2 protein-coding genes are annotated in these 1,847 nt (G+C 34.4%); both read left to right on the forward strand.

Annotated features, from left to right (window positions below):
* Positions 1-695: 695 nt before the first annotated feature.
* Positions 696-1,565, forward strand: a complete 870-nt coding sequence (locus ACY65O_RS21100) for a transglutaminase-like domain-containing protein (protein ID WP_462222836.1) — start codon at positions 696-698, stop codon at positions 1,563-1,565.
* A partial coding sequence (locus tag ACY65O_RS21105; protein ID WP_462222837.1) for a DUF952 domain-containing protein occupies positions 1,562-1,847 on the forward strand: 286 nt, incomplete at its 3' end. The genes ACY65O_RS21100 and ACY65O_RS21105, both read left to right, overlap by 4 nt.

Genomic DNA, 1,847 nt, shown 5'->3' on the forward strand with positions numbered 1-1,847 from the left:
AACGAAAAAGATGTGGAGGAAATAAACAACCAGTATATAAAAGGTATTAAATTCCATTATGTAAAAACCATGCAGCAGGTATTGGATTTGGCTTTGGTATAAAACTTTAAGTTTATATCAAAACTATTTGTGAAATATTAAGACCAATAAAACCATACTTTATAAAACATCGTAAATAAGCCTTTATAATTAATCAACATTTCATGTTGGTTGTTTTAAGGGTTAAAGAAATTCCCGCCGATTCTTCGGGGGGAATTTTTATTTTGGAGAAGATGATGAGTAATTAATTAGACATTTGAATCTGTTCGATTAAAAAAATGTCAGGTTGAGCTTGTCGAAACCGGTACAAGAGTCAACCCGCCTTCGACAAGCTCAGGCTGACAGTATGTTTTTAATGTTGACTGGTGGAATAAATGTTACTTCCGAAATTAAAACTTCTTCTTATTTCACTTCAACAGTAATAACAAAATAGCTTTGCCGTATAAAAATTACTATATACAATTTCCATAAATAGTTATATAATTTTTGTAATTACAGTGCGTTTATTATGTAAGATGATATTACTGTTTTAAGAAACCGCTTACATGAAATGCTGTTAGTAGGTGTGCCATAAACAAAGTGTATAAAAAGTTAACCACCACTGTGGAAAATTTTAACTTCTTTATTAAGAGTCAATTTTCTACATTTAATTATTAATGAAAGAAAATAAAGAAATATCAGCACTGCTGCACCTGATTGATGATCCGGATGAATATGTGTACAATACCGTAAGCGAAAAAATTATTTCGTTTGGCAAAGCCATTATACCCAACCTGGAAAACCTTTGGGAAAATACCACCAGTGAAGATCTGCAGGAAAAAATTGAACTGCTGATACACCGTTTACACTTCAGGGATTTAACCAACGACTTTACTGCATGGGCCGCAGGCGATGCCGATTTGTTAGAAGGTGCTTTATTAGTTGCCAGATACCATTACCCCGAGCTGCAGAAAAATACTGTGTTGCAGGAAATTGAAAAATTAAAACGTAATATCTGGCTGGAGCTCAACAGTTATCTTACCCCTTTAGAACAGGTAAATGTTATCACCAGTATTATCTATAATTATTACAAACAAAAAGGTGTTGAGTTTGCTTACAACAACCCCGATGATTATTTAATTAATAAAGCCTTAGAAAGTAAAAAAGGAAATGCGGTAAACAATGGCATTATTTATTTAGTGTTGTGCGAATTATTAGATGTGCCCATCAGGGCCATCAATATTCCCCGCCAATTTATTTTGGCTTATGTAGATCTGCAGCATGATTTATTGAACCCTGTTGGGCATGCCTCCGAAAAAATAAAATTTTACATTGATCCGCTTAACGGGCAAATTTACAGCCATAAAGATGTAGAGAGTTATTTTAAACGCATATCTGTTCCGCCTACCGCTTCTTATTTCCGGCAGTTAAATAATAAAAAAATTATACAATTTTTGCTGGAAGAATTGAGTAAATGTTTTGATAACGAACGCAACCATTATAAAATGGACGAACTGCTTTTACTCGCCAATTTATTAGAACCATGATTTACCACGTAGTTACATTACCCGATTGGCAAAAAGCTTTAGCGCAGGGCTTTTACGAAGCCCCATCTTTACTAACCGAAGGTTTTATACATGCCAGTAAAAGAGAACAGGTACAGGGTGTAATTGAAAGATATTATGCCAACCAAACCGATCTTTTAATTTTACATATTGACGAAGGCAAATTAGAATCCGTACATATTTTTGAGTTGGCACCTTCAGTTAATGAAGAGTTTCCGCACATTTATGGAAGGATAAATTTGGATGCGGTGGTGGAGGTGACGG

This window comes from Ferruginibacter sp., assembly GCF_031430955.1.
Taxonomy (GTDB): Bacteria; Bacteroidota; Bacteroidia; order Chitinophagales; family Chitinophagaceae; genus Ferruginibacter.